Raw genomic sequence first — 25,136 nt, forward strand, 5'->3', positions numbered from 1 at the left:
ACCTCACATTCGGGTCGCCCGCGAGGTCGAGAAGGTATGAACACAGAATCTCGACCGGCGATGAAGATCGTCGTCGCGGGCGCGACCGGCACGCTGGGCAGTCATGTCGTGGACGCGGTTCGTGCCGCCGGGCACGAGCCCGTGCCGCTCAGCCGGGCCTCCGGCACCGACCTGATGACCGGCTCGGGCCTCACGGAAGCCCTGCGCGGGGCGTCGGCGGTCATCGACGCCTCGGCGACCGGCAGCACATCGACGAAGGGGTCCGTCAGCTTCTTCACCACCGTCACCCGGAATCTGCTGGCGGCGGAGCGCGAGGCGGGGGTGCCGCACCATGTGGCCATCTCGATCATCGGCGCCGCGAAGGTCGCCGCGAACTACTACGCAGGCAAGGCCGCCCAGGAGGAGATCCTGACCACGAGCTGTGGCGGTGGCTGGTCGCTCCTGCGAACGACCCAGTTCCATGAGTTCGCGAAGCAACTCGTCGGGCACGGGAAGGCCGGTCCGCTGCAGGTGGTGCCGAAGATGCGGGCGCAGCCGGTGGCAGCGGCCGAGGTCGCTGCCGAGCTCGTCGCGATCGCCGCAGGCGACCCCCGCGGCATCGAGCCCGATCTCGCCGGACCGCGGGAGGAGCGGATGTCGGACCTGGTCCGGCGCTTTCTCGCGGCGACCGGACAGCGCCGGCCGGTCGTCGAAGTGCCCCTCCCGGGCGCCTGGGGCCGCGGCATGCGGGACGGATCGCTCCTTCCGGGGCCCGGTACGCGTCTCGGCCGGCAGACCTTCGACGCGTGGCTGACCGGACAGGCCGGCTGACCTGCTCAGCGCCCCTCCACGCTGCTCGACACCCCTCGATTCAACGACTGACGGAACGAAAGAGTGACCATGCGCATCTTCCTCGCCGGCGGATCCGGCGTCATCGGAAGCCGACTCGTACCGGTACTCACGGAGGCGGGCCACGACGTCGTCGCGACGACCCGTCGAACCGAGAAACTCGACCGTCTGCGGGAGGGCGGAGCCCGGGGCGTCGTGGTCGACGTCTACGACGCCCCGCGCCTGGCGGCGGTCGTCCATGAGGCCCGGCCCGACCTCGTCCTGCACCAGCTGACAGATCTGGGTGACTTCGACACCGAGGCCAACGCGCGGCTCCGGCGCGTGGGGACGGCGAACCTCGTCGCTGCCGCGCAGGCCGCCGACGTGGGTCGCATGATGGTCCAGAGCATCGCCTGGGCGTATGTCCCCGGCGACGCCCCGGCCGTCGAGGACGACCCGGTCGAGCCGGACTCGGCCGTGGCGGCCATGGAGGGCTCGGTCCGCCGGATGCCGCACGCGACCGTCCTGCGCTACGGCATGCTCTACGGACCCGGCACCTGGTACGCGCCCGGCGAGCGGGTGGCCGGCGCGGTCGCCGCCGGTCTCGTGCCGGCCACCCCCGCGGTCACCTCGTTCGTCCACATCGACGACGTGGTCGACGCGACCGTGCGGGCGATCGACTGGCCCGACGGCACCTACAACGTCGTCGACGACGAACCGGCCCCGGCCACGGAGTGGCTGCCCGTCTACGCCGCCGGCCTCGGTGCCCCCACACCGCAGGTCACGGAGCTGCCGGAAGGAGCCACGCCGGGATACGGGGCGTCCAACGGCAGGGCCCGCGCAGCCGGCTGGGTGCCGAAGTACGCCTCCTGGCGTGAGGGATTCCCCCGCCTGCCCCGGTCATGAGGGCCGCGTACATCACGGCGTACGGCCCGCCGACGCCATCACGATCGGTGACCTGCCCGTGCCGGTGCCCGGTCCGGCCGATGTCCTCGTGCGCGTCGACGCCCTCGCCGTCAACCACGTCGACACGTTCGTACGCTCCGGCGCCTACCGCACCGAGACACCGTTCCCGTTCATCATCGGCAGGGACCTGGCGGGCACCGTCACCGCCACGGGTCCTGACGTCAGCGGGTTTCGGCCCGGCGACCGCGTCTGGTCCAACAGTCTGGGGCACGACGGCCGCCAGGGGTCCTTCGCCCAGTGGGCGTCCGTACCGGTGGAGCGCCTGTACCGGCTCCCGGACGACGGCTTCGCGATCAGCAACGCCTCGGTCCGTGACCTCGACGAGGCCGCGGCACTGATCAACCGGCTGCTGGCCGCCGGGCAGCTGCGTTCCCGCATCGGTGCGACGCTGTCGCTCGACGAGGCCGCCCGGGCCCACCAGCTCCAGGCGGCCCGGGGTGCCGACCGCCCCAAGGGCCGTATCGTCGTGCGGCCCTGAGCCGCTCGGCGGGGAGTCAGCGCCTGGTGCGGCCGGTGCCGTCCGCCGGCCGCACCGGGATGAAGAGGGCGGCGGTGATCAGCACCAGCAGGCCGAGGAGCAGGACGTTGAGGACCTTGTCGACGGTGTCGTACACGTGCAGATGTTGCAGGTGGTAGACGCAGTGGAGCACGTTGAAGACGAGCCAGGCCGTAGCGGTGAGCTGGACGATCAGCGTGTGACGTGCGTAGCGGATGGTGAGCAGGGCGAGGGCTGCCAGCGCGAGGAACATGGCGCCGTCGTCCTTGGCGAGATGCATGTTGTACGGACCGAGCTGCGGCAGCCAGCTGAATCCGAAGCCGGGGAAGTGCGCGTACCAGTGCGCGGGCGCGACATAGGCCCAGCCCCCGGTGTAGAGGCCGACGAGGGCCAGCAGGGCCAGCAGTGCGCGGCGAAGAGTGATGCTCATACCCACTACGACGGGACGGCGGGCCGAATTGTGAGGTGCCCGGCGGACTCAGACGAGGGCGGTGACCAGCAGGGCGAAGGCGCTGATGATGATCGCGACGCGGACGTAGTGGAAGCGGTCCCAGCGGTTCATCGACGGGACGGCGGGCCGAATTGTGAGGTGCCCGGCGGACTCAGACGAGGGCGGTGACCAGCAGGGCGAAGGCGCTGATGATGATCGCGACGCGGACGTAGTGGAAGCGGTCCCAGCGGTTCATCTGCTCCTTCCAGTCGGCGGGCCGCGTCTCCGGGGTCCATGTCTTGCCCCTGTTGTTGATCGGGACCAGCAGCAGGAGCGACATGATCACGCTCAGGACCAGCAGCGCGGCGCCGATGACGACCGGGCCGGTGCCGTGCTCCCGTCCGGCGACGGCCCAGATCGCGCTCAGGACGAGTGAGCCGATGTACCAGAACGGCATCACGGCGCCGAGCATCCGGCCTCCGTGGGCGCGGGCCCGTACGGCGCTCTCCTCGGGCAGTCCGTTGAATATCGGGTTCATGACGAAGGCGACGGAGAACTCCACCCCCACCATCAGCCCGACGATCACGGTGGTGAAGACCTCAAGTGCGTTGAGCATGACCCCTCCTGGGATCTAGCGCCGCTAGGTGATGAGGCCGATGCTAGACCTGCTTACGCTCGATTGTCTAGCGGTGCTAGGATCGAATCATGTCGGTACAGGAACGCAAGCAGCGCGAACGGGCGGACCGTGAGCGCCTCATCGTGACGACGGCCCGGCAGCTCGCCGAGCAGCAGGGGTGGGACGCGGTCACCACCCGCCGGCTCGCCGAGCGCATCGAGTACAGCCAGCCCGTCCTCTACAGCCACTTTCGGGGTAAGCGCGAGATCATCGGTGCCGTCGCTCTCGAAGGTGCCTCCGAGCTGGCGGTCGCGGTGCGGGCGGCGACCTCCGCCGTGGACGGCCCCCGGGCCAGGGTCACCGCCCTCGCCCATGCCTATCTCGACTTCGCCGAGCGTCACCCTGCGGTCTACGACGCCATGTTCCGGCTCGACGGTGGCCTGATGTTCGCGCGCGAGGAGACCCCGGCGCCCCTGAAGGACGCCTTCGCCGCTCTGCTGGAGAGCCTCGGCGAGGTCGCGGGGGACGGTGTCGAACCAGGCCTGTTCACCGAGGTGTTCTGGGCGGCCCTGCACGGCCTGGCCACCCTGACCCCGGCAGGACGGCTGCTGCCGGAGGACGCCGAGCGGAGGGTGGAGCTCCTGGTGGACCGGCTGGCGGTGTTCTGACACCGCTCCGTGACGGGCGGGGCGGGCACCGGGGCCCGCCTGCTGCGGCCCCACCTGTGGCTCAGCCTTCGAGCCGCCACTTCTGGTCGGGCTTTCCCGAGCATGTCCACAGCCGCAGTTCGGCCTTCTCGGCCTTGCCGTCCTCCATCGCGTCCACGCACTTGTCCGCCTGCGGGTTGACCAGGTCCCCGGCCTCGCTCAACACGAACTCCTGGGCGGGGTTGCCGCTGCACCGGGCGAGCTGGATCACGGCGCCGTCCTCCTTGGAGCCCCAGGCCACATCCATGCACAGGCCGAGCGAGCGCACCGTGCGGTCACCCTCGATGAACTCCCACTTCTGGTTGCCGTTCTCCTTGCACTTCTGGACCGTCAGGTGCGTGCCGTCCCTGGCCTTGCCGTTGACCTGACCCGTGGCCTCGACGCAGAGGTTGGCGGGCCGGCCGATGATGTGGGATCCCGGTGCCGGGGCCGCCGGCTCCTCGGACTCCGAGCCGCCACCACCGCCGTCGGCGGGCTCCTGTGTCGCGGCGCCCTCCGGCGTGGTCTCGGGATCCGGGGTCTTCGCGGGTTCCGCGGGCGGCTTCTCCTCGGCCGTGGGCGGGGCGGAGGGCTGCAGAGTGCTCACGGCCTCGTTCGCCTTCTCCGTGGCGAGGCTCTTCACGGCCGGTTTGTACGCGATCCAGAGGATGACGAAGGTGATGGCGAGGGCCATCAGCACGCCCAGCGCGGTGACGAGCCAGCCCGGCAGGAACCCGCGCTGTACATAGGTGCCGTCCACACCGACGGGCTCCGAGCCCGACCGCTGGACCGCCAGGGTGTAGGGCCGCTGCTCCTTGGACCCGAACCAGATGATCTGCCGTGGCTTCAGTGTCGCGTCGACGAACGCGGCCCGGCCCGGCTCGATCTGGATGTTGCCGGGGCGGATCTCGTACGTGATGTTGTCGCCGTTGTCGCTCCCGCTCAGCGAGGCGGTGAGCTTGGTGTTCCCGAGGTTGTCGACGGCCAGCTTGGGCTTGGCCCGGAATCGCCCCTTGACCGTCGGCGGGACCAGCTCGGCCCTGAGCTCGGTGAACGGGGTGATCGTGAGGTTGCCCTCGGGGGCCGTGGTGGCGTCAGGGTGCTCCGTCGGCGTGATCCGTACCGCGTACGGATTCGGGCCTGCCGCCGCGTCGGGTGTGCGGGGTGGTGCGAAGGTCAGCGCCACCGTCGTGGTCGTACCCGGATACAGCCGGACCGTCTGCGGCTCCACGGTCATCCAGGGTGCGATGTCACCTACGGGCTCGAAGCGGTATTCGTCGACGACGTCGGCGGTGTTCCGTATCCGCAGCTGGACGGTTGTGCTGCTACCCGGATCCACCGTGGCCGACGTGGGTTCCAAAGAAGTCCATAGGCTCACCAGCCGACGATAGAACCGTTCCTGCCGCCGCGTCAGGAGGCAGGGGGGCATACCGGCCGTCCGAAGGGGCGTCGATGACCTGCCCCTTCTTCCCCCGCCGCCTGCCCTCGTGGCCGGGATCCGAGAGATCTTCGCATCGCGGCGGAGATCCTTTCCGGCCATTCGGCGTTTTCCCGCCGGGAGTGGATCCGGCCACGCATCGGGGAGTTCGCACCTGGGAGCGATGTCTCTCCGGTGTGCCGGAATGCGCCAGCCGTCGGGTTCCGGCCACACCTTGATCGAATATCTCCGGCATGCGGAGGGGAGTTGATCACTTGTGTCCGTAACCCGATAGGCTCCCTTGCGGCGCGGCGAGTTGACTCGAACTCACTCGGCCGCCGCCGTGCCGACCCCGGGCGCGTGCGGCGTTGCGCAATCCCCCCTGTTCGAATGTGTTGCTCTCGAAGGATGCAGATGGAACTTGCCACTCCACCCCCGGCGGCACGTGCACCGGTCGCCTGGTACGGCTGGTGGCTGATGCCACTGGCCCTGGGAGCGGGAACCGTCGTCACCGCGGTGGCGGGGCCCGACCAGGTCCAGATACCCGCGACGTTCGCGGGCACCGCGGTCACCGTCGCCGGTGCGGTCTGTGTACGGCTCCTCGTGCGCACCCGGTCCCAGCTCCGCCGGGCGGACGCCGCCTTCCGGTCCGCCCAGACCGAACACTCCCAGCAGCGGTACGCCGACGTACAGGGCCGGGAGCAGAGATTCGCAGCCGAGCGCGCCGACCTGGAGGCACAGCTCGGACGGCAGGCGACCACCTTCGACGCCCGGCTCGCCGAGCAGACCCAGGCGTACGAGGCCGCCCTCGCCGACCGGGACCGCACCGCACAGGAGCGGCTCGAACTCCAGCAGGCCGCCGTCGTCAGGCTCGGCGACAGCTACCTCCCCGAAGCCGTCCAGCGGCTCCGGGAGGGCGAGGCCATCGACGACGTCCTGGCGGAGGCCCCCCGGGAGAACGACGCGAGTCCTGAGCTGCGCGCCGCACTGCGCAGGGTCCTGCGGACCGCGCTGCTGGGTGTCGAGGAGGAGCTGAACCGCTCCACATCGGCCGAACAGGCCGTGGTCGGCATCGGCAGCCGGATCCATGTGCTGACCGGCCGGCTGCGCGGCCGGCTCCACGAGATGCAGGGCGAACACGGGCGGCTGCCCGCGGTGGCCCGGGGCCTCATGGAGCTCGACCAGGAGATCGGCCCCGCCGACTGTCTCGCCGCGAGCATCGGCGTACTCGGCGGGTCGGACCGGCCCGGACGCCAGTGGCAGGAACCGCAGCGGCTGCTCAGCGTGGTCCGCGGCGGCATCGGACGCATCAAGGACTTCAACCGCATCCAGGTGCGTCACCTCCCCGAACTCGGGGTCGACGGCGGTCTGGTGGACCACCTCACCCTGATCTTCGCCCACCTCCTGGACAACGCGGCACGCTACTCGCCGCCCACCGAGCCCGTGGTCGTCTCCGGCAAGGAGGTGCCCAACGGTGTGGGCATCGAGATCCAGGACGCGGGCAAGGGCCTGAGCGACGAGCGCAAGCGCGAGGCGGAGCAGTCCATCGCGGGCACATCGAAGGGCCCCGGTCTCGGCGGCATCTCCGAGGACGCCAACCTGGGCCTGCGTGTGGTGGGTGTGCTGGCACGCCGCTACGGCATCCGGGTCACCTTCGCCGACTCGCCGTGGCTCGGCACCTCCGTGGTCGTGGTGGTTCCCCACAAGTACTTCAGCCATCTGCCCGTCCCCGCGACCGAGCCGGCCGGGCCCGCAGTGGAACAGGCCGTGCCGGCCGCGGCCGCGGCGCCCGTGGAAAGCACCCGAGCCATCGAACCCGTCGAAGCCAGCGGACCCACCGGAGCCGGCGGAGCCGCCGAGACCGAAGACACCACACCCGGTGGCCTGCCCCGGCGCAGGAGCAGGCGGGCCGGCGAGCGGACCGCGAGGCAGCCCGCCGCCGACCGGACCGCGGAGTCCGTGGCCGCCGTGCCGCCGGACGCGTCGTTCACCGGTCTCGCCGCCTTCGCCACGGCCAGCGCCCCACCGGGGACGGGTACCGCGGACGCCGCCCCCGGCGACCGCGAGACGACTGCAGGCAGGTCCAACCGCACTGAAGAGAGCGACTAGTCCAGATGACGCAACAGGGAACCGATGTGAGCTGGGCGCTCCGGGACCTCACGGAGAGCATCCGGGAGATCCGCTTCGCGCTCGTGGCCTCCAGTGACGGCAAGGCCATCACCTCCTACGGCGCCGACGACCCCGACGACGTGGACCGCTTCGCCGCCGTGGTCGCGGGGCTGCAGGCGCTCGCACAGCCGGTGGCCGAGCAATTCCCCACGTACGCGGGGCAGCTCCGCCTGGCGATGATCGAGGTCGACGGCGGCCATCTCTTCGTGGTGCGGGCCGGGGTGGAGACCTACCTCGGCGTGCTCGCCAGGGAGGGGCTCGACCAGGGCCTGCTCGGCCACCAGATGAGGGACCTGGCGCGGAGGATGGGTGAGCTCCTCGGCACCAGCCCGCGCCTGGAGGAGCACCCTGGATGAGCGGTCCCCGCCGGCCCACGGACCCACCCGGTCTCGAGCGCTACTACGTCCTCACCGGGGGGCGCAGCGGACCGGGTGGTGCGGCGTCGACCCTGGACGTGGCGACCCTCATCATCTCCCGTGCCGCAGCCGTGCCCGGCCTGCAGCACGAGCACGAGGAGATTCTGCGGCGCTGCCGCGATCCGTTGTCGGTCGCCGAACTCGGCGCCCACCTCGGACTGCCCTTCAACATACTCGCGGTGCTCCTGGCCGATCTGCTGGACGCGGGCCGCGTCGACGCCCGCGACCCCATTCCGGCCTCGGACGCCGGCCGCGGGCCCGACCTCGCGCTCCTTGAGGAGGTACTCAGTGGACTTCAAAGGCTTTGACCATCCCGACCGGCAGACCGCCGGAGGGGCCGCCCGCTCGGTGAAGGTGATGATCGCCGGCGGTTTCGGTACCGGGAAAACCACCCTGGTCCGTTCGGTCAGCGACATCAAGCCGCTCACCACCGAGGAGACGCTGACCCAGGCCAGCGTGGACGTCGACGACCTGATCGGGGTGGCGGACAAGCACGAGACCACCGTCAGCCTCGACTTCGGCAAGATCGGCATCAACGAGGAGCTGGTGCTCTACCTGTTCGGGACACCCGGGCAGGAACGCTTCTGGTTCCTGTGGAACGGTCTGTTCAAGGGTGCGCTCGGGGCGGTGGTCCTGGTGGACACCCGCCGGCTGGCGTCCAGCTTCCGGGCCATCGAGGAGATGGAGCGGCAGGACGTGCCCTTCGTCATCGCGCTGAACGTGTTCCCCGACTCCGTGGACCATCCGGTCGAGGAGATACGCGACGCCCTGGACATCCCCGAGCACACCCCGGTCGTGACCTGCGACGCCCGTGACCGTACTTCGAGCCGTGACGTGCTGATCGCGCTGATACGGCACCTCAAGGCACGCTCGGCCGTCGCTCTGGAGCCCCGATGACCGACCACCCTGCCAACGAGGCGGGCGCCGCCCGCGGCTGCCCCGTCATGCACGGCGGTGACAGCGACCTGACCCGGCTGTACGGGCCGGAGGCGGCGATCGACCCGCAGGGCATCTACGGACGGCTGCGCAAGGAACACGGGGCCGTGGCGCCGGTTCTCCTCGAGGGGGACGTACGCGCCTGGCTGGTCCTCGGCTACCGGGAGAGCCGGCGGGTGCTCGACAACCCCCTCCAGTTCAGCCGGGACTCGCGCATCTGGCGGGACTGGAAGGACGGAGGCGTCGAGGACGCGTCGCCGCTGATCCAGATGCTCGGCTGGCGGCCCGACTGCGTGTCCCAGGACGGTGAGCCGCACCGCAGGCTGCGCAGGGCCGTCACCGACAACCTGGACACCCTGGCGGGGCGCGGGATCCGGCGCCATGTCACGCACTTCGCCAACAAGCAGATCGACGCCTTCGCCGACAGGGGCAGCGCCGACCTGGTGGGTGAGTACGCCGAGTACCTGCCGATGCTGGTGCTGACGAGGATGTTCGGGCTCCCGGCGGCCGAGGGGCGCAGCCTCGCGGTCTCCTGTGCCCAGGTGCTCAAGGGCGGCGCCGACGCCCTCGAACACAACGACCGCATCATGCGGATCCTCGAGGAGCTCGCCGAGCGCAAGCGCGCCGAGCCGGGGCCCGACTTCACCACCGGGCTGCTCGCGCACGCGGCCGGACTCGACGAGAGCGAGATCGTCAGCCATCTGCGTCTGGTGCTGATCACCGCGCACACCACGACCAGCAATCTGCTGGCCCGGGTGCTTGAACTGATCCTCACCGACGTCTCCCGTCTCACGGGACTCGTCAGCGGGCAGCGGGCCGTCTCGGAGGTCGTCGAGGAGGTCATGTGGAACACCCCGCCGCTGGCGGTCCTCCCGGGGCGCTTCGCCACCGCGGACCTTGAGCTGGGCGGTACGCAGATCAAGGAGGGCGACCTGCTGGTGCTCGGGCTCGCCGCGGGCAACCTCGACCCGGACATCCGCCCGGACTCGGGTGTCTCCGTACACGGCAACCAGTCGCACCTGGCGTTCAGCGGCGGACCGCACGAATGCCCCGCCCAGGGTCTCGGCCAGGCCATCATCGAGACGGCCGTCGACACCCTGCTGCACCGGCTGGCGGGCCTGCGGCTGTCCGTACCCGCCGACGAGCTCACCGCGACCGCCTCCACCTGGGAAGCGCGTCTGGACGCCCTGCCGGTGGAGTTCACCGCCCACTAGGGGCTGTCTGACAATTCCCGTCGTCAGGGCGTGCTGCGAAAGCACCGGCGCCGCCCGGCCGGATCCCTCCGGCCGGGCGGCGGCGGTGTGTCAGACGGCGAGCAGGTCGTCCAGCGAGCCACGGCCCGCCAGTTCGGCCGTGGCGGCCGGGCCCTCCTTGGCGGCGGCGTAACGGCCCGAGGTCAGCGCCCACTCGTAGTTGCCGTTGATCCAGTGCTGGATGGCCTCCACGCCCATCCGTACCTGGTCCCGCTGCTCGGCGCCGAGGCCGAGCTCCTGGCACATCTCAGGGACGCGCGCCTCGAGTTCGAGGTACTCCTGAAGGCACACCGTCGTCATCCGGTACGCCTCCGCCGCGGCCTCATCCCAGGTGCAGCCGCGCTCCCGGTGCAGGACCGCGATGAGGTTGTGGCCGTCGCCCCGGCGCTTCTCGCGCTCGAAGGAGTGGATGTCGTTCATGAAGCCGATCGTGTCGGCGGCCAGGTCCCGCATCCTGACCATCAGCGGGTGCGCCTGCACCTGGGCCGGCACCTCGAAGCCCCGGCTGCGCTCGCCCGCGTCGATGCTGTGGTGGATGCCCACGGTGCGGCGGCGGAACTCCGCGTACTCCTGGACCCCGAGCGTTCCGGCGCGGCCGCCGGCCGCCAGGTCGACCTCCTCGGTGTGCGCCACCAGGAAGCGGCCCCACGAGGCGGCGAACCGGGTCCGCCAGGTCAGGGACATGCCATCCGAGAGATGACCCCACACCTCGGCCCAGGCCAGGGTGATCGGGCAGACCACGCGCGGAGCCGTCCCGGCCGGACGCAGGGGCGTGGCTATCAGCTCCCGTGCGACCTCCGCTATGCGGTCCGCGCGGTCGGGACTGCCGGAGTCGAACTGGTCGTCGAAGAGAAAGGCCAGCGAGAACCAGTTCATCAGGACGGTCATGTCGTCGGCCGAGGCGTGGGGGTAGGTCCGGGCCGCCGCCTGGGGCAGGTCCCAGGACTGGTACTCCTCGAACCCGGCCTGGCTGCGCACCAGGCCCATGTCCCACACCCAGCGCAGATGGCGCTCCCGTGCATGGGCGAGGTGCTCGCTGACCGGGGTCTCGAAGGGGAGGTCGAAGGTGACGTCCTGCGGCATTGGAGTCCTTTCAGGAGACGATTCACAGGCCCCCGCCCCGTGACAGGGCGATCGGAATTGACGCCCATTGACTCGAAGTGCACGTTTTGAGACTGAAATTGATGCCTCATCATGTGCGCCCTGATGCTGCCCAGACCCTAAACGATCTATGCCACAAGATCAGCTCGAAGGAGATTTTCCGGAACCGGCGCTTCCGGGGCGCCTGCGCGGGCCAGGCTCAGACCTCGCCCAGGTCGGAGCTGAGCCAGCGCCGGGGGCGCAGATGGATGACCACCTGCTCGCCGTGCTCCCTCCACGCGAAGTCGACATAGCCCGCTACCTTCTCGGCGGGAAGGTAGCGCGAGGCGAGCTCCACCAACTGCTCGCGGGTGGCGGGGAGGGTGGCGACGACGGGGCCCTCGACGGAGACGTAGCGGATGGTCGGAGTGAGCCGGTCGACCATGATGCTGAAACGGCCGGTCTCCGCGATGGCCTTCCCCTTGCGGGAGTCGCGGCCCGTCATGATCCACAGGTCGCCGCCGGGAAGGTACTGGTACCAGATCGGCACGGTGAGCGGTGCCCGCCCCTCCTCCGCCGCGTCCACGGCCAGTGCGGCGATATGCGGTTCGGCCAGGAACTGCTCACGCTCTGTACGGGTCAAAGCCATGACGGAACTCCTCAGGCGTGCGTCGGCGATGCTTCAGGCCCGCATTATGTAACGATTGCCCTGGTCGGTCGGGGTGCCACACGCCGCCCCGGGCCGTGGAGCGAACGGGCGGTGTGGCGCCGGTAGCATCTCGGCATCGCACCGACCACTGGAGTTCGCCGCCATGCCTCTGCCGCGCATCGGAGTCGTCATCGTCACGATGGGCAACCGCCCCGGGGAGCTGGACGAACTGATCGCGTCGGTGGGCAAGCAGGACGTGCCGCCCACGCGGATCGTCCTGGTCGGGAGCGCGACTCCGCTCACCGACGTCGCGCACGACGTCACCAAGATCCCCCTCGACGAGAACCCGGGCTGCCCCGGCGCGCGGAACGTCGGCCTCGCGGCCCTGCTCGACGCGGGCGATGTGGATGTGGCCGTCGAGCTCGACGACGACGGGTGCCTGGTCGCCGACGACGTGTTCCGCCGGATCCAGCGGCTGTACGCCTCCGACCCCGGCCTCGGGATCGTGTCGTTCCGCATCGCGGACGAGCAGGGGGAGACCCAGCGCCGCCATGTGCCCCGGCTGCGTGCGGGCGATCCCATGCGGCGCGGCCTGGTGACCAGCTTCCTGGGCGGCGGGCACGCCCTCTCGGTGCCGATGCTCCGACAGATCGGCACCTGGGCGGGGGAGTTCAGGTTCGGTCACGAGGAGTCGGACCTCGCCTGGCGGGCGCTCGACCACGACTGGAAGATCCTCTACGAGCCGGACCTCGTGCTGCGGCACCCGAAGACCTCCCCGGCCAGGCACGCCGTCCACTACCGCTTCACCGCCCGCAACCGGGTCTGGCTCGCCAGGCGTCGGCTGCCCCTCCCGCTCGTCCCGGTCTACCTGGGCGTCTGGATCCTGCTCACCCTGGCACGCATCCGCTCGCTCACCGGCCTGAAGGCATGGTGCGGGGGCTTCGCCGAGGGCGTGCGCACCCCGTGCGGCCCGCGCCGGCCGATGAGGTGGCGCACCGTGTGGCGCATGACCCGGCTCGGCCGGCCCCCGGTCATCTAGGGCCTGTCCGACCATTCCCGTCTGCCTCGCGACGGGAATGGTCAGACAGGCCCTGGGGTGTACCGTCGGACGGCCGGTCGCCGTTCAGCCGGGCATACATCAGCATGTCCCGGCGCCGGCCCCCGATCTCCTGCCAGCCGCGCAGCAGGCCCTCGCGCCGGTAGTCGGCACTCTCGGCGGTGCGTACGGATGCCGTGTTCCACGGCTCGACGAGGAGCTGTACCCGGGGGATGCGCAGCTCGTGCAGGGCCCAGGTGGTGACCGTACGCAGGGCCGCACCCGCGACACCCTGCCGGCGGCCCGGGACCGTCATCCAGTAGCCGAGCGTCGCCCGGCCCTGGGCCGCGTCCGCGAGCCAGAGTCCGATGGAGCCGACCGGCCGGCGGTCCCGGGTGCGCGCGATGGTGAAGGGATATCCGGAACCGTCGGCCGCCCGGTCCCACTGACGCCTGATGTAGGCCTGCGCCGCCTCGTCGGAGTAGGGCGAGGGGATCGTGGTGACCAGCGGGATGTAGTCGTCCTGTGCCGCCTCGCGGACGAGGGGCAGGTCGCTCATCTCCCAGGGGCGCAGGACGAAGTCGGCCCCGGCGGTCATGCTGGGTACGGTCAGCGGTTGTGCCATGACCGTCATCCTGCCGCGCCTCCGCCCCGTCGCCCGGCCCCGACTCACCCGTCCGACCTCCCGCCGCCGGACCGGCCGAGGAACACCCCGGCGAGCAGGGCACCCGCGAGGACGAGGGCGGAGTTGACGAGGACCGCCGCCGAGACTCCGGACAGCACGGCGCCGGGTCCGGTGTCCGTACCCGTCCGGGCGGTGACGACCGCGCTCATGACCGGGATGCCCAGGGTGATGCCGACCTGCTGCGTCATCGTGGCCAGCCCGGTGGCCGCCCCCTGCTCCGCGTCGGGAAGCCCGGAGGTCGCGGTGACCATGAAGCCCACGATCATCAGCATGTTGCCGACACCCCCGATGAAGGTCGCGACGAGCAGAAGCGTGATCCAGCCGCCCGATGTGCCGAGGGCGACGAGGGACAGGGTCGCGACGGCCTGGACACCGCCGCCCAGGACGATGGTCCTCCGGCTGCCGAACCTGCCGGCCGCCCGGCCGCCGAGCATGCCGCCGACCACCGTGCCGACCCCCAGGACCCCGAAGGCCAGGCCGGTGGCGAGCGGGGAGTAGCCGAGCACCTCCTGGAGGTAGAGCGTCAGCAGGAAGACGAGGGAGGTCTCGGTGACGAAGGCGATCAGCCCGGCGGCGTTGCCCCAGATGACGCTGCGCCGCCGCAGGATGTGCAGGGGGACCAGAGGGGCGACCGCCCGCCTCTCGACGAACCGGAACGCCGTGAGAAGTACGGCGCTCGTCAGCAGGGCCGCAAGCGTGCCGGGTGTGGTCCAGCCGGACTCGCCCGCCTGCGTCAGTCCGTGGACGAGCAGCAGCAGCCCACCGGTGACGGTCGCCGCGCCCGGCAGATCGAGCTTGGGGCGCGTGGCCGGCCGGGAGTCGGTGATCACGGACGGGGCGAGGACGACGACGAGCACGGCGACGGGGACGTTGATGAAGAAGGCCCAGCGCCAGGAGAGCAGGTCGGTCAGCAGCCCGCCGAGTATCGCCCCCGCCGTGAAACCGGCGGACATCAGGGCGCCGTTGAGGCCGAGGGCGCGCTCCCGCAGCGGGCCCTCCCTGAACGCCGTGGTGAGCAGCGCGAGTCCGGCCGGGGTGACGGCAGCGGTGGCCAGCCCCTGGAGTACGCGCGCGGTGAGCAGCACCTCGGGGGAGGTGGCGAGGCCGCCGAGAGCCGAGGAGAGGCCGAGGACGACCATGCCGCCGGTGAACAGACGCTTGCGGCCCACGAGGTCGGCGACGCGCCCGAACAGCAGCGTGAAACCGGCGGCGGCCAGGGCGAAGGAGGTGGCGATCCACTGGAGGTGGGCGAGGGAGAAGCCGAGGCCCTGGCCGACGGCGGGCAGGGCGACGTTCAGGATGGAGAAGTCCACGGCGATCATGAACTGCGCGCCGAGGAGCAGGACGAGGACGAGCTTCTGCCGACGGGTCATGCGAGGGGCGGCCGGGACCGCGCGAGGGCCGGGGGCCTCGGGAGGTGCGGTGTCGGGCGTCGTACCGGTCGTGGACATGAGGGTGCCCTTTCCTGGCGATCTGGAGACGCGGAGGCCTGAAGTGCTAACGGTTCTGCGGTTCCGTTAAGATGGGTGCACGGTAGCAGGAGATGGCTGATTAATGGAACTGGAGACCCGTTATGGATGAAGGGGATGGAGAGCCGGGCACGGTCCGGCCCGGTGGACGCACGGCACGGGTGCGGGAGTCGGTGCTGCGCGCGGCCGGTGACGCGCTGGTCGAGCACGGCTTCGACCGGCTCGACCTCGCCGATGTCGCCCGCCGCGCCGAGGTCGGCAAGACGACGGTCTACCGGCGCTGGTCCACCACGGCGGGACTGGTCGCCGACCTGCTGACGGACATGGCGGAGCAGTCCGTCCCCCGGACGGACACGGGGTCCCTGGACGAGGACCTCAGGGCCAACGCGCGGCTGGTGATGCGGACGCTGACCGACGTACGCCAGGGCCCCCTGTTCGCCGCGGTCATCGCGGCGGCCACGTGCGACGCCCGGACGGCCGAGGCCCTGCACCGTTTCTACGCGGTACGTGTCGAGGAGTGGGCCGGCTGTGTCGAGGCGGCGGTCGGACGGGGCGAACTGCCCCGCGGCACCGACGCCCGGGAGGTGATCCGGGCCGTGTCGGCGCCCCTCTACTACCGGATGCTGACCGGCGGCGATCCCCTCGACGAAGCGGTCGCCGACCGCGCGGCCGATGCGGCTGCGGTGGCGGCGAGGGCGGGCGTGTACATGGGCGGTTGACTTCTCATGCACTCCAACTCGTAGCTTCTGCGGCCATGGAGACAGAAAAGGGCACGCAGCAGAACGCGCAGGGGAAGCCGCAGGGGAAGACGCAAGGGAAGCCGCAGGGGGAGACGCAAGGGGCGCCGCAGGGGAAGACGCCGAGGCGCGGCCGTATCGAGAGCGGGGCGCTCGGGTTCGGGTGCTGGGCGATCGGCGGCGAGTGGTCGGCCCCCGACGGCAGCCCGCTCGGCTGGGGCGCGGTCGACGACGACGAGTCGGTGGCCGCGATCCACCGGGCGTTCGACCTGGGCGTGAGGTTCTTCGACACCGCGGACGTGTACGGGGCAGGGCGCAGCGAACGCGTGCTGGGCAGGGCGCTCGCGGGCCGGCGTGACGAGGTCGTCGTCGCCACCAAGTGGGGCAACCTCTTCGACGAGCGGACCCGCACCATGGATGGTGCCGACCTCTCGCCCGCGTACGTCCGTGCGGCGCTCGTCGCCTCGCTGCGCAGGCTGGGGACCGACCGGGTCGATCTCTACCAGCTGCACATCGGTGACGCACCGCTCGACACGGCGGCCGAACTGCGCGACGCCTGCGAGGAGTTCGTTGCCGAGGGGCTGATCAGGGCCTACGGATGGAGTACCGACGACCCGGAGCGGGCGGCGCTGTTCGCCGAGGGGGAGCACTGTGCGGCCGTCCAGCACGCCTGCAATGTGCTGGAGGACGCGCCCGCGATGCTGGGCCTCAGCGAGGAGAGGGGCCTGACGAGCGTCATCCGGAGCCCGCTGGCGATGGGCCTGCTCACCGGCGCCCGCGATCCGGGCCGGCGGGCGGCGGCCGGGGACATCCGGTCCACCCCGCCCGCCTGGCTCGGCTGGTTCGAGGCGGGCGGGGTGCCGGCGCGGCACTGGGCGGCGCGGGTCGACGCGGTCCGCGAGGTGCTGACCGCCGACGGCCGCACCCTCGCCCAGGGCGCGCTCGGCTGGCTGTGGGCGCGCAGCGGGCGAGCGGTGCCGATCCCCGGCTTCCGTACGGTCGCCCAGGCCGAGGAGAACGCGGCGGCCCTCACCCACGGCCCGCTGCGGCCCGAGCAGCTGGAGGAGATCGCCGCCCTGCTCGCCTGAGCCGTGAGCGCGCCGCGGGCCCCGCGGCTCAGCCGATGCGCGTCCCCGTCCCGGTCACCCTGATCCGTGCGTCACCCGGGCTCAGTTCAACGGTGAGGGTGCCGGGGCGGCCCATGTCGGCGCCCTGGTGCAGGGTGAGGACGGCGTCGTGCGGGACGAGGTCGAGCGCGCGTGCGTACGCGCCGAAGGCGGCGGCCGCCGCGCCCGTCGCCGGGTCCTCGACGACGCCGCCGACCGGGAACGGGTCGCGGACGTGGAAGACCGTGGCGGACTCCCGCCACACCAGCTGCACGGTCGTCAGGCCGGTCCGGTGCATGAGGGCTTCGAGGCGGGCGAAGTCGTACGACAGGTCCGCCAGCCGTTCCCGGGTCCCGGCGGCCAGCACCAGGTGGCGGGCGCCCGCGAAGGCGATACGGGGCGGCAGCGCCGGGTCGAGGTCGGCGGCCGGCCAGTCCAGGGCGGCCAGGGCCTCCGCCACGTCATCGGGGTCGGCGTCCGCGGTGTGCGGCTCGACGCTGGTGAGGGTGGCGCGGAGCTCGCCGCCCTCGCGGGTGACGGTCACGGGGACCGTGCCGGCGGGGGTGGAGAACACCAGGTCGCCGGGGCCGTCCCGCTCGGCGAGCGCGATGGCGGCGGCGACCGTGGCGTGGCCGCAGAAGGGGACCTCGGCCTTCGGGCTGAAGTAGCGGATGGTGTGCCCGCCGCGGCCGTCCGGGGCGGTGAGGAACGCCGACTCGCTGTAGCCCAGCTCCGCGGCGACGGCGAGCATCGCCGCGCTGTCGAGCTCCGAGGCGTCCAGGACGACTCCCGCCGGGTTGCCCCCGGCGGGATCGGCGGAGAACGCGGTGTAACGGAGGACTTCGGCCTCGGTGTGTGAGCTCATGTCGCAGCTCAACCAAGGCGTGGGTCCGGGCATTCCCGGCTCAGTGGCAGACCTTCACACCCTTGCCCTTGCCCCAGGAGCAGGAGTCCAGGAGCGCACCGCTCGGCTTGATCAGCCGGGCCTTGTCGCCGGTGTTGTTCCAGACGTAGGAGCCACGGTTCCAGTACACGTGGGCCTTGGTGTTCTTGCCCTTGCCGGTGTGGACGCGGACCGTCTTCCCGACGGCGATCGTGAAGCTGGGGAAGGTGTACGTGTACCCGGTTCTGTCCTTCAGCTTGTAGCCCTTGAGCTGGAGCTTCGACTTCCCGTTGTTGTGGATGTCCACGTACTCGGCCTTCAGGGACGCGTTCGTCCGGGTGTCCTTGCCGGGGCTGTCGTACTGGATCTTCCCGAGGTGGAGCCCGCCCTGGTGGGCGGCCGCGGAGGCCGGGGCCGTGACGAGGAGCGAGCCGGCCAGGGCGGTGGCGGCGGCGAGTGCGAGGGGCGTAACGGTGGATATGCGCATGCGATGTGTTCCTTCTGTGTTCATTCGGTGAAGGTCAGCAGCATACGGGCAGCACGCGCTTGCCCGGACCCAAAGGGGGAATCTCGCGAATTCGGTCATTCGAGGGCGAGTTCGGGCGTGTTCGCGCGAGTTCGGGCGAGTACCGGGCAGGCGTGGTGTCGAAACGGATCAGCCTCGGCCGACGTACGGCATGGCCGTCGCCAGTACCGTCGCGAACTGCACATTGGCCTCCAGCGGCAGCTCCGCCATGTGCAGGACCGTCCGGGCCGCATCGGCCGCCGCCATGACCGGCTCCACGGCCACCTCGCCGTTGGCCTGGAGGATCCCCGCGCTCATCCGCTGCGTCATGTCGGTCGCCGCGTTGCCGATGTCGATCTGCCCGCAGGCGATCCGGTACGGCCGGCCGTCCAGCGACAGCGACTTCGTCAGGCCCGTCACCGCGTGCTTCGTCGCCGTGTAGGCGATGGAGTGCGGACGCGGCGCGTGGGCGGAGACGGAGCCGTTGTTGATGATCCGCCCGCCCTGCGGATCCTGCTCCTTCATCAGGCGGTACGCCGCCTGTGCGCACAGGAACGTCCCCGTCAGATTGACGTCCACCACCGTCCGCCAGTCCTCGTACGCCACGTCCTCGACGGGCGCCGAACGCGGCCCGAACGTCCCCGCGTTGTTGAACAGCAGGTCGAGCCGGCCGAAGCGGTCCCGCACGGAGGCGAAGAGCGCGTTCACCCCGTCCGGGTCGCTCACATCGGCCGGCAGGCACACCGTGGCGCCGGGCCCCGCCGCGGCGGCGGTCTCCTCCAGGGGCTCGGGCCGCCGGCCCGCCAGGGCCACCGTCCAGCCCGCACCCGTGAGGGTGAGGGCTGTGGCCCTGCCGATCCCCGATCCCGCACCCGTGACGACAGCGATTCTCTGCTCAGCGTTCATGGCCCGGCAGCGTACGGCAGGTTTGACCGCGAACCGCACCCGGTGCTCATCGCACCGCCATAAGGATGTTGTGTACCCGCCAACGGCAGGTCGTCGCCCCGCACTCGAATGCCTCTGACAACATCCGGCAGGGGAGGGGCATATGACACCCGAACAGCTCAGCAGGACATCGGACCGGCCCGGCCATTCCGCCGAGCTGCGCAGCGCCGCGCGCCGGCTCGGCTCGGGTGTGGGCCGCCGCCGGTTCCTGACCGTCACCGGCGCCGCGGCCGCACTGGCCTTCGCCGTCAACCTGCCCGGCGCGGGCACGGCGGCCGCCGCCGAGCTCGACACCCGGAAGATCACCGAGGACCCCTTCACCCTCGGGGTGGCATCGGGGGACCCCCTGCCGACATCCGTGCTCCTGTGGACGAGGCTCGCGCCCAGCCCGTACGAGGCCGACGGCGGGCTGCCCGCCGAGCGCGTCGAAGTCCGCTGGGAGATCGCCCGCGACGAACGCTTCCGGCGCGTCGTACGGCGGGGGACGGCCACCGCCCACCCGGAGTTCGGACACAGCGTCCATGTGGAGGTCGACGGCCTCGACTCCGACCGGAGCTTCTGGTACCGCTTCCGCGCCGGCAGCTGGACCAGCCCCACGGGCCGCACCCGCACCGCACCGGCCCGGAACGCCCGCAACAGCTCCCTGACCCTGGCCGCGGTCTCCTGCCAGGCCTACCACGACGGCTACTTCACCGCGTACAAGCACCTCGCGGACGAGGACGTCGACGCGGTCTTCCACCTCGGCGACTACCTCTACGAGTACGCGGTCACCGCCACCGGCGGCGCCCGCGCCTACACCGACCTGGTGCTGCCGGACCACTTCAACCGGGAGACGCTCACGCTGGAGGACTACCGCATGCGGTACGGCCTCTACAAGTCCGACCCGGACCTGCTCGCCGCGCACGCCGCGCACCCCTTCGTCGTCACCTGGGACGACCACGAGACCGAGAACAACTACGCGGGCGACACCCCCGAGAACGACGTACCCCCGGAGGAGTTCCTGCTGCGCAGGGCCGCCGCCTATCGCGCGTACTGGGAGAACCAGCCGCTGCGCACCCCGCAGCGGCCCACCGGCCCCGACATGCGGCTCTACCGCCGTCTGCACTTCGGCCGGCTCGCCCAGTTCGACATCCTCGACACCCGCCAGTACCGCAGCGACCAGGCCTACGGCGACGGCTGGCAGGTACCGGGGCCGGAGTCCGAGGACCCGTCGCGCACCCTGACGGGCGCGGCCCAGGAGCGCTGGCTGATCGACGGCTGGAAGACCTCGGACGCCCGGTGGAACGTCGTACCGCAGCAGGTCACCTTCGCCCAGCGGCGCGATGTGCCCACCGACGCCTACAAGCTGTCCATGGACTCCTGGGACGGCTACCCCGCGTCCCGGCAGCGCGTCATGGACGGTGCCGAGGCCGCCGGGATCGAGAACCTCATGGTCCTCACCGGCGATGTGCACGTCGGCTACGGCTTCGACCTCAAGGCGGACTTCGACGACCCGGCGTCCAGGACCGTCGGCACGGAGGTCGTGGCCACCTCCATCGCCAGCGGCAAGGACGGCTCGGAGAAGCCGGCCAACTGGGACAACCTCACCCGGGCCAATCCGCACCTGAAGTTCTACAACGGCCGTCGCGGCTACGCGGTCGTCACCCTCGGTACCGACCAGGCGCGCGCCGACTTCCGCACGGTGCCGGCGGTCACCACACCCGGGGCGCCGGTCAGCACCGCCGGCTCCTTCGTGACCGAGGCCGGAAACCCGGGGCTCACCCCCGCGTAGGGCCGTCCGCCGGATAGCGGACGCCGACCCGGTCCCGTACCGCGTCGAGCGTCCGCATCACGGCGAGCGAGCCCTCCAGCGGCACCAGCGGTGACTCCTTCTCGCCGGCCAGCACCGCGCGCGTCACCTCGGCCGCCTCGTACTGCATGCCCGAAAGGCCCTGCGGTCCCGGGCCCGCGACGACCTTCTCGGGCTCCCTGCCCTGCCGGTGCAGAAGGAACCGCTCCGGGTAGAAGAAGCCCTGCGGGAAGTCGATCCGCCCCGCGGTGCCGGTGACCGAAGCGACCGTCGGCAGGGCCCCGACGATCGAGCAGCTCAGCAGCGCCGTGGCACCCGAGTCCCAGCCCAGCAGCATCCCCGTGTTGAGGTCGACGCCCTCGGGCGACAGCAGCGCGTCCGCCTGCACCCGGTCGGGCTCACCCAGCAGGAGCTGCGCGAACGACACCGGATAGACCCCCAGGTCGAGCAGCGCGCCACCGCCGAGGGCGGGATCACGCAGCCGGTGCTCGGCCCCGAAGTCGCCCGCGAAGCCGAAATCGGCCTGCACCGTGCGGATCTCGCCGATCGCGCCGTCCGCCACCAGCTCGGTCATCCGGCGGATGAGCGGATTGCAGTACGTCCACATCGCTTCCATCAGGAACAGCCCGCGCTCCCGGGCCAGATCCACCAGCTCCCGCGCCTCACGCTCGTTGAGCGTGAACGCCTTCTCGCACAGCACGTGCTTCCCGGCCTCCAGGGCGAGCCCGGCCGCCTCCCGGTGCGCCGAGTGCGGGGTGGCGACATAGACGACATCGACGGTGTCGTCCGCGAGGAGCTCCGCCCAGCTGCCGTACGCCCGCCCGATCCCGAACCGCTCGGCGAACGCCTTCGCCGACGCCTCGGTGCGGGACGCGACCGCCACGACCTCGGCGCCCGAGTCCTTCATCGCCAGCAGATCGCCCGTGAACGTCGCGGCTATGCCGCCCGTCGCCAGTACACCCCAACGCACAGTCCCGCTCATGCCCGCCCGCTCCCACGCAAAAAGGTATCGACCACTCCGACTGACCTGAGAGCATAGATGTCGATTCAACGAAGCGGAGACGAGGATGCCGGACAGCGGCATGAGCCGGGCCCAGCAAGAACACGAGCACATACCGACGAGCACCAAGGGCGACGCATCCGTCGCCCCGGCCACCACCCCCGCCGCAGTGGGTGCCCCGGCCGACACCACCACCGCACGACGGGCCGGACTTCTGGTCACCCTCGTGCTGGGCGGACTCACCGCCCTGCCACCCCTCTCGATGGACATGTACCTCCCGGCACTCCCGGAGGTCACCGACGCGCTGCACGCCCCGGCGGCGACGGTCCAACTCACCCTCACGGCCTGTCTCACCGGCATGGCGCTCGGTCAGCTCGTCGTCGGGCCGATGAGCGACCGCTGGGGCCGGCGCAGGCCCCTGCTGCTCGGCATGGTCGTCTACGTCGTCGCGACCGCGATCTGCGCCGTGGCCCCCACGGCGGAACTCCTCATCGGCTTCCGCCTCATCCAGGGGCTGGCCGGCGCGGCAGGAATCGTGATCTCCCGGGCCGTCGTGCGTGACCTCTACGACGGCGACGCGATGGCCAGGTTCTTCTCCACCCTGATGCTGATCTCGGGGGTGGCGCCCGTCATCGCGCCCGTGATCGGCGGGCAGGTGCTCCAGTTCACCGACTGGCGGGGCATCTTCGTCGTCCTCACCTTCGTCGGCCTGCTGCTCACCCTCGTCGTCTGGAAGTGGCTCCACGAGACGCTCCCGGCGGAGCACCGGCACACCGGGGGTGTCGGCGACGCGCTGCGCACCATGCGCGGGCTGCTCGCCGACCGGGTCTTCACCGGCTACATGGTCGCGGGCAGCCTCGCCTTCGCCGCGCTCTTCGCCTATGTGAGCGCGTCGCCGTTCGTCGTCCAGGAGATCTACGGGGCGTCCCCGCAGACCTTCAGCCTGCTCTTCGGGATCAACTCCATCGGGCTGATCGCCGTGGGCCAGATCAACGGCAAGGTGCTCGTCGGACGGGTCAGCCTGGACAAGGCGCTCGGCTTCGGTCTCGCCGTCATCTCCGTCGCCGCGGTCGCGCTGCTGCTGATGACCTCCGGGGTCTTCGGAGACGTCGGCCTGCTGCCGGTGGCCGCCGGACTGTTCGTGCTCATGTCCGCGATGGGCCTGGCGATGCCCAACACCAACACCCAGGCGCTGATGCGCACCAGGCACGCGGCGGGCTCCGCCTCCGCGCTGCTGGGGACCTCGCAGTTCCTCATCGGTGCCATCGCCTCACCCCTGGTCGGGATCGCCGGTGAGCACACCGCCGTGCCGATGGCCGTGGTGCAGGTGGTCTGCGCGCTGTCCGCGGCGGCGTGCTTCCTGCTGCTGTGCCGTCCCTGGCAGCACACGGCTGCCGTGCGGTAGACGGGCGGGGCGGGTGCGGGGCGGGCGCCGTCCTCCTCACCCCGTGTGGGGATAGCCCAGCAGGTGCAGGCGGTTCCTGCTGTCCGTCCAGCGGAACACACCGACGCCGGAGGTCTCCACCTCCGGCAGTCGTGTGTTCGGGGGCAGCTCCTCGACGTCCTCCGTCGCGAAGCTCATCGTGACGGGACCCGCCCCGCCGCCGTTCAGGGCCTCGTCCGCGTCACGTACGGTCGTGGCACCGTAGGCGATGCCCCCGTCCGTCACCGAGGCGAACGTCAGCAGCGGTGAGCCGCCGTCCTTCTCCAGGCAGAACCCCTTCTTCTCCTTCAGGTCGAAGGCCAGATTTCCCGCGATCAGATAGTCGCCCGAGGGAGAGACCACGGCCTGCGGATAGCGCCCCGGCTTCATGGCCGGGGTGCGGCACTCCACCGACACGACCGGCTTCCCGCTCTCCGCGTCATGGACCGTCCACAACTGGTGGGTGGCGGCCCGCTTCGACTTCTTGGCCAGCTGCCACTTCGCCAGGACGAGCCCCGGTGTGACGGAGGTCGGCACCCCGGTCGTGGCGTCCGCGCCCTTCGGCGCGGTCTTCCTGCTGAACCAGCCGCCCTCCACCCAGAATTCGCGCGCCCCGCTCAGCAGCAGCCCCTTCGACGTCTGGCCGCGCACCTCGGTGAGCCGCTTGCAGGCGGCGCACCCCTTCGGATACGTCACGGCGGACGCGGCGGCGTCCGACACCTCACCGCTGACAGGGTCCACGATCGCGCTGTTCGCCCCGCCGTCGCTGATCACGATGCCGGGGCCGGTCGCGGTGACCTCCGGTGCACCGGCCCACGGCACCTCGACGCGCCGGCGCTTCCCGTCCACCACGTCGTACACGTCGAGCGAGACGAACGTCCCCAGGGGCTCGGGCCCGATGCCGGTCTTCCCGTAGGACCAGGTCACGAAGAACTGCCGGTCGTCCTTGTCGACGGTGAGCAGCTTCGGGAAGTTCCGCGGGTCCGGGGGACGCCAGGCCTCGCCGCTCCAGGCGCTCCGCCCGGTCTCCGTGTCGAGGGTCCGCAGCCGGTAGCGGTGGTCAGGGGCCGCTTCCAGATAGGCCAGCCGGCCCGTCGTGTGGGAGACGGCGTACTCGGGTCCCGCGCCGACGACCTCCCAGCCGCGGTCCGTGGTGTACCCCGGGGGGACGTTCAGCCGGGTCGCGGGACCGGTGCTCCTGGGCACATCAGGGCCCCCGGCGACGGTCCTGCCGCCGCCGCAGGCCGAGGGGAGGAGGATCAGGGCGAGGAGGAACACCCCGCCCACCAGAGCCAGACGCACGATCCTCTGTCGCATGATCTCCCTGACGGTCAGGCCCTGAACGGTCCCCGGTGCGGGGGCGATCAGCCTAGGGTGTGTCGTCAAACTGCCGCCTGCCGCCTGCCGCGCGACGCCTGGCACGCACGCTCGCGGCGTTGCCGCAATGCCCTGGTAGCTCCGCTACAAGACCATTCCGGCGCCTTGCGATCGCACGCACCAGACGCCGCGCGGCCGCCCTTCGGGCGACGACGGCAGTTTGACGACACACCCTAGCAACGGCCTCATCGTGGCGGGCAGTTCGGAGCCCGGACTCCCGTGCCCCTGTTCCGGCACCGTTCCGTCCGCGTTCGCCCGCC

26 protein-coding genes are annotated in these 25,136 nt (G+C 71.2%); 14 read left to right on the top strand and 12 right to left on the bottom strand.

The features are described 5' to 3' along the window. Positions 1-36 precede the first annotated feature (36 nt). The 3 genes from OG623_RS25570 (at position 37) to OG623_RS25580 (ending at position 2,251) form a co-directional block, all read left to right on the top strand. Positions 37-810, top strand: coding sequence for an SDR family oxidoreductase (locus OG623_RS25570; RefSeq protein ID WP_406149572.1), 774 nt, complete (start codon positions 37-39; stop codon positions 808-810). 69 nt (positions 811-879) lie between these two features. Next, positions 880-1,713 (top strand): NAD-dependent epimerase/dehydratase family protein, encoded by an 834-nt coding sequence (locus OG623_RS25575; RefSeq protein ID WP_406149573.1) that lies wholly within the window; start codon positions 880-882, stop codon positions 1,711-1,713. Further along, positions 1,682-2,251: an alcohol dehydrogenase catalytic domain-containing protein gene (locus tag OG623_RS25580; RefSeq protein WP_406149574.1), complete on the top strand. Its 570-nt coding sequence runs from the start codon at positions 1,682-1,684 to the stop codon at positions 2,249-2,251. Before OG623_RS25575 ends, OG623_RS25580 begins: the two co-directional genes overlap by 32 nt. 16 nt (positions 2,252-2,267) lie before the next feature. Here the strand turns inward: OG623_RS25580 and OG623_RS25585 are convergent, their stop codons facing one another. After that, positions 2,268-2,699, bottom strand: a complete 432-nt coding sequence (locus tag OG623_RS25585; protein ID WP_406149575.1) for a hypothetical protein — start codon at positions 2,697-2,699, stop codon at positions 2,268-2,270. A 172-nt stretch (positions 2,700-2,871) separates the two neighbouring features. Continuing rightward, positions 2,872-3,315 (bottom strand): anthrone oxygenase family protein, encoded by a 444-nt coding sequence (locus OG623_RS25590; protein WP_406149576.1) that lies wholly within the window; start codon positions 3,313-3,315, stop codon positions 2,872-2,874. 89 nt (positions 3,316-3,404) lie between these two features. On the opposite strand from OG623_RS25590, the gene OG623_RS25595 reads away from it, so the two are divergent. Then, positions 3,405-3,983, top strand: coding sequence for a TetR/AcrR family transcriptional regulator (locus OG623_RS25595; protein ID WP_406149578.1), 579 nt, complete (start codon positions 3,405-3,407; stop codon positions 3,981-3,983). Between the two features lie 61 nt (positions 3,984-4,044). Here the strand turns inward: OG623_RS25595 and OG623_RS25600 are convergent, their stop codons facing one another. Next, on the bottom strand, positions 4,045-5,379 hold the full coding sequence (locus tag OG623_RS25600; RefSeq protein WP_406149579.1) for a ricin-type beta-trefoil lectin domain protein: 1,335 nt from the start codon (positions 5,377-5,379) through the stop codon (positions 4,045-4,047). A gap of 453 nt (positions 5,380-5,832) precedes the next feature. Here OG623_RS25600 and OG623_RS25605 point away from each other — a divergent pair, with 453 nt between their 5' ends. From OG623_RS25605 to OG623_RS25625, 5 genes are read left to right on the top strand one after another with little or no spacing between them, the layout of a single operon-like run. Further along, entirely contained in the window at positions 5,833-7,527 is a 1,695-nt protein-coding gene (locus OG623_RS25605) for an ATP-binding protein (protein WP_406149580.1), read from the top strand. Between the two features lie 5 nt (positions 7,528-7,532). Next, positions 7,533-7,943, top strand: a complete 411-nt coding sequence (locus OG623_RS25610; RefSeq protein WP_362896505.1) for a roadblock/LC7 domain-containing protein — start codon at positions 7,533-7,535, stop codon at positions 7,941-7,943. Then, the gene (locus OG623_RS25615) at positions 7,940-8,311 is read left to right on the top strand and encodes a DUF742 domain-containing protein (RefSeq protein WP_406149581.1); all 372 of its coding nucleotides are present in this window, start codon (positions 7,940-7,942) and stop codon (positions 8,309-8,311) included. Before OG623_RS25610 ends, OG623_RS25615 begins: the two co-directional genes overlap by 4 nt. Continuing rightward, positions 8,292-8,900, top strand: a complete 609-nt coding sequence (locus tag OG623_RS25620) for a GTP-binding protein (RefSeq protein WP_406149582.1) — start codon at positions 8,292-8,294, stop codon at positions 8,898-8,900. The genes OG623_RS25615 and OG623_RS25620 overlap by 20 nt, the downstream gene beginning before the upstream one ends. After that, positions 8,897-10,153, top strand: a complete 1,257-nt coding sequence (locus OG623_RS25625) for a cytochrome P450 (protein ID WP_406149583.1) — start codon at positions 8,897-8,899, stop codon at positions 10,151-10,153. Before OG623_RS25620 ends, OG623_RS25625 begins: the two co-directional genes overlap by 4 nt. A 90-nt stretch (positions 10,154-10,243) precedes the next feature. Here OG623_RS25625 and OG623_RS25630 read toward each other — a convergent pair whose 3' ends face one another. Next, a complete protein-coding gene (locus OG623_RS25630; protein WP_406149585.1) occupies positions 10,244-11,275 on the bottom strand; it encodes a 7-epi-alpha-eudesmol synthase in 1,032 nt (343 codons plus the stop codon). Positions 11,276-11,492: 217 nt separating this feature from the next. Then, positions 11,493-11,921 (bottom strand): pyridoxamine 5'-phosphate oxidase family protein, encoded by a 429-nt coding sequence (locus tag OG623_RS25635; protein WP_406149586.1) that lies wholly within the window; start codon positions 11,919-11,921, stop codon positions 11,493-11,495. A gap of 163 nt (positions 11,922-12,084) precedes the next feature. On the opposite strand from OG623_RS25635, the gene OG623_RS25640 reads away from it, so the two are divergent. Continuing rightward, entirely contained in the window at positions 12,085-12,960 is an 876-nt protein-coding gene (locus OG623_RS25640; RefSeq protein WP_406149587.1) for a glycosyltransferase family 2 protein, read from the top strand. Here OG623_RS25640 and OG623_RS25645 read toward each other — a convergent pair. Both OG623_RS25645 and OG623_RS25650 read right to left on the bottom strand, forming a co-directional pair. Continuing rightward, complete coding sequence (locus OG623_RS25645; protein WP_406149589.1) at positions 12,953-13,582, bottom strand: GNAT family N-acetyltransferase; 630 nt, start codon at positions 13,580-13,582, stop codon at positions 12,953-12,955. The genes OG623_RS25640 and OG623_RS25645 overlap by 8 nt on opposite strands. 44 nt (positions 13,583-13,626) lie before the next feature. Then, positions 13,627-15,093, bottom strand: a complete 1,467-nt coding sequence (locus OG623_RS25650; protein ID WP_406149591.1) for an MFS transporter — start codon at positions 15,091-15,093, stop codon at positions 13,627-13,629. A 122-nt stretch (positions 15,094-15,215) separates the two neighbouring features. Here OG623_RS25650 and OG623_RS25655 point away from each other — a divergent pair, with 122 nt between their 5' ends. Then, on the top strand, positions 15,216-15,830 hold the full coding sequence (locus tag OG623_RS25655; RefSeq protein ID WP_406149593.1) for a TetR/AcrR family transcriptional regulator: 615 nt from the start codon (positions 15,216-15,218) through the stop codon (positions 15,828-15,830). A gap of 35 nt (positions 15,831-15,865) precedes the next feature. Next, on the top strand, positions 15,866-16,936 hold the full coding sequence (locus tag OG623_RS25660; RefSeq protein WP_406149595.1) for an aldo/keto reductase: 1,071 nt from the start codon (positions 15,866-15,868) through the stop codon (positions 16,934-16,936). 28 nt (positions 16,937-16,964) lie between these two features. Here OG623_RS25660 and OG623_RS25665 read toward each other — a convergent pair whose 3' ends face one another. From OG623_RS25665 to OG623_RS25675, 3 genes are all read right to left on the bottom strand, one after another. Then, positions 16,965-17,819 carry a PhzF family phenazine biosynthesis protein gene (locus OG623_RS25665; RefSeq protein ID WP_406149596.1) on the bottom strand — a complete coding sequence of 285 codons (855 nt, stop codon included), beginning with the start codon at positions 17,817-17,819 and terminating at the stop codon, positions 16,965-16,967. 40 nt (positions 17,820-17,859) lie between these two features. Then, a complete protein-coding gene (locus OG623_RS25670) occupies positions 17,860-18,324 on the bottom strand; it encodes a lamin tail domain-containing protein (protein ID WP_406149598.1) in 465 nt (154 codons plus the stop codon). Positions 18,325-18,492: 168 nt separating this feature from the next. Beyond that, complete coding sequence (locus tag OG623_RS25675) at positions 18,493-19,248, bottom strand: SDR family oxidoreductase (RefSeq protein ID WP_406149600.1); 756 nt, start codon at positions 19,246-19,248, stop codon at positions 18,493-18,495. Positions 19,249-19,390: 142 nt separating this feature from the next. Here OG623_RS25675 and OG623_RS25680 point away from each other — a divergent pair, with 142 nt between their 5' ends. Continuing rightward, the gene (locus OG623_RS25680; RefSeq protein WP_406149602.1) at positions 19,391-21,058 is read left to right on the top strand and encodes an alkaline phosphatase D family protein; all 1,668 of its coding nucleotides are present in this window, start codon (positions 19,391-19,393) and stop codon (positions 21,056-21,058) included. On the opposite strand, the gene OG623_RS25685 is transcribed toward OG623_RS25680, so the two are convergent. Next, complete coding sequence (locus tag OG623_RS25685) at positions 21,045-22,058, bottom strand: Gfo/Idh/MocA family protein (RefSeq protein WP_406149604.1); 1,014 nt, start codon at positions 22,056-22,058, stop codon at positions 21,045-21,047. The two genes, OG623_RS25680 and OG623_RS25685, sit on opposite strands and share 14 nt — an antisense overlap. A gap of 85 nt (positions 22,059-22,143) precedes the next feature. Between OG623_RS25685 and OG623_RS25690 the strand changes: the two genes are divergently transcribed. Next, on the top strand, positions 22,144-23,481 hold the full coding sequence (locus OG623_RS25690) for a Bcr/CflA family multidrug efflux MFS transporter (RefSeq protein ID WP_406149605.1): 1,338 nt from the start codon (positions 22,144-22,146) through the stop codon (positions 23,479-23,481). Positions 23,482-23,517: 36 nt separating this feature from the next. On the opposite strand, the gene OG623_RS25695 is transcribed toward OG623_RS25690, so the two are convergent. Continuing rightward, on the bottom strand, positions 23,518-24,816 hold the full coding sequence (locus OG623_RS25695; RefSeq protein WP_406149607.1) for a hypothetical protein: 1,299 nt from the start codon (positions 24,814-24,816) through the stop codon (positions 23,518-23,520). Between the last annotated feature and the right edge of the window lie 320 nt (positions 24,817-25,136).

It is taken from the genome of Streptomyces sp. NBC_01012 (assembly GCF_045162755.1).
GTDB lineage: Bacteria > Actinomycetota > Actinomycetes > Streptomycetales > Streptomycetaceae > Streptomyces.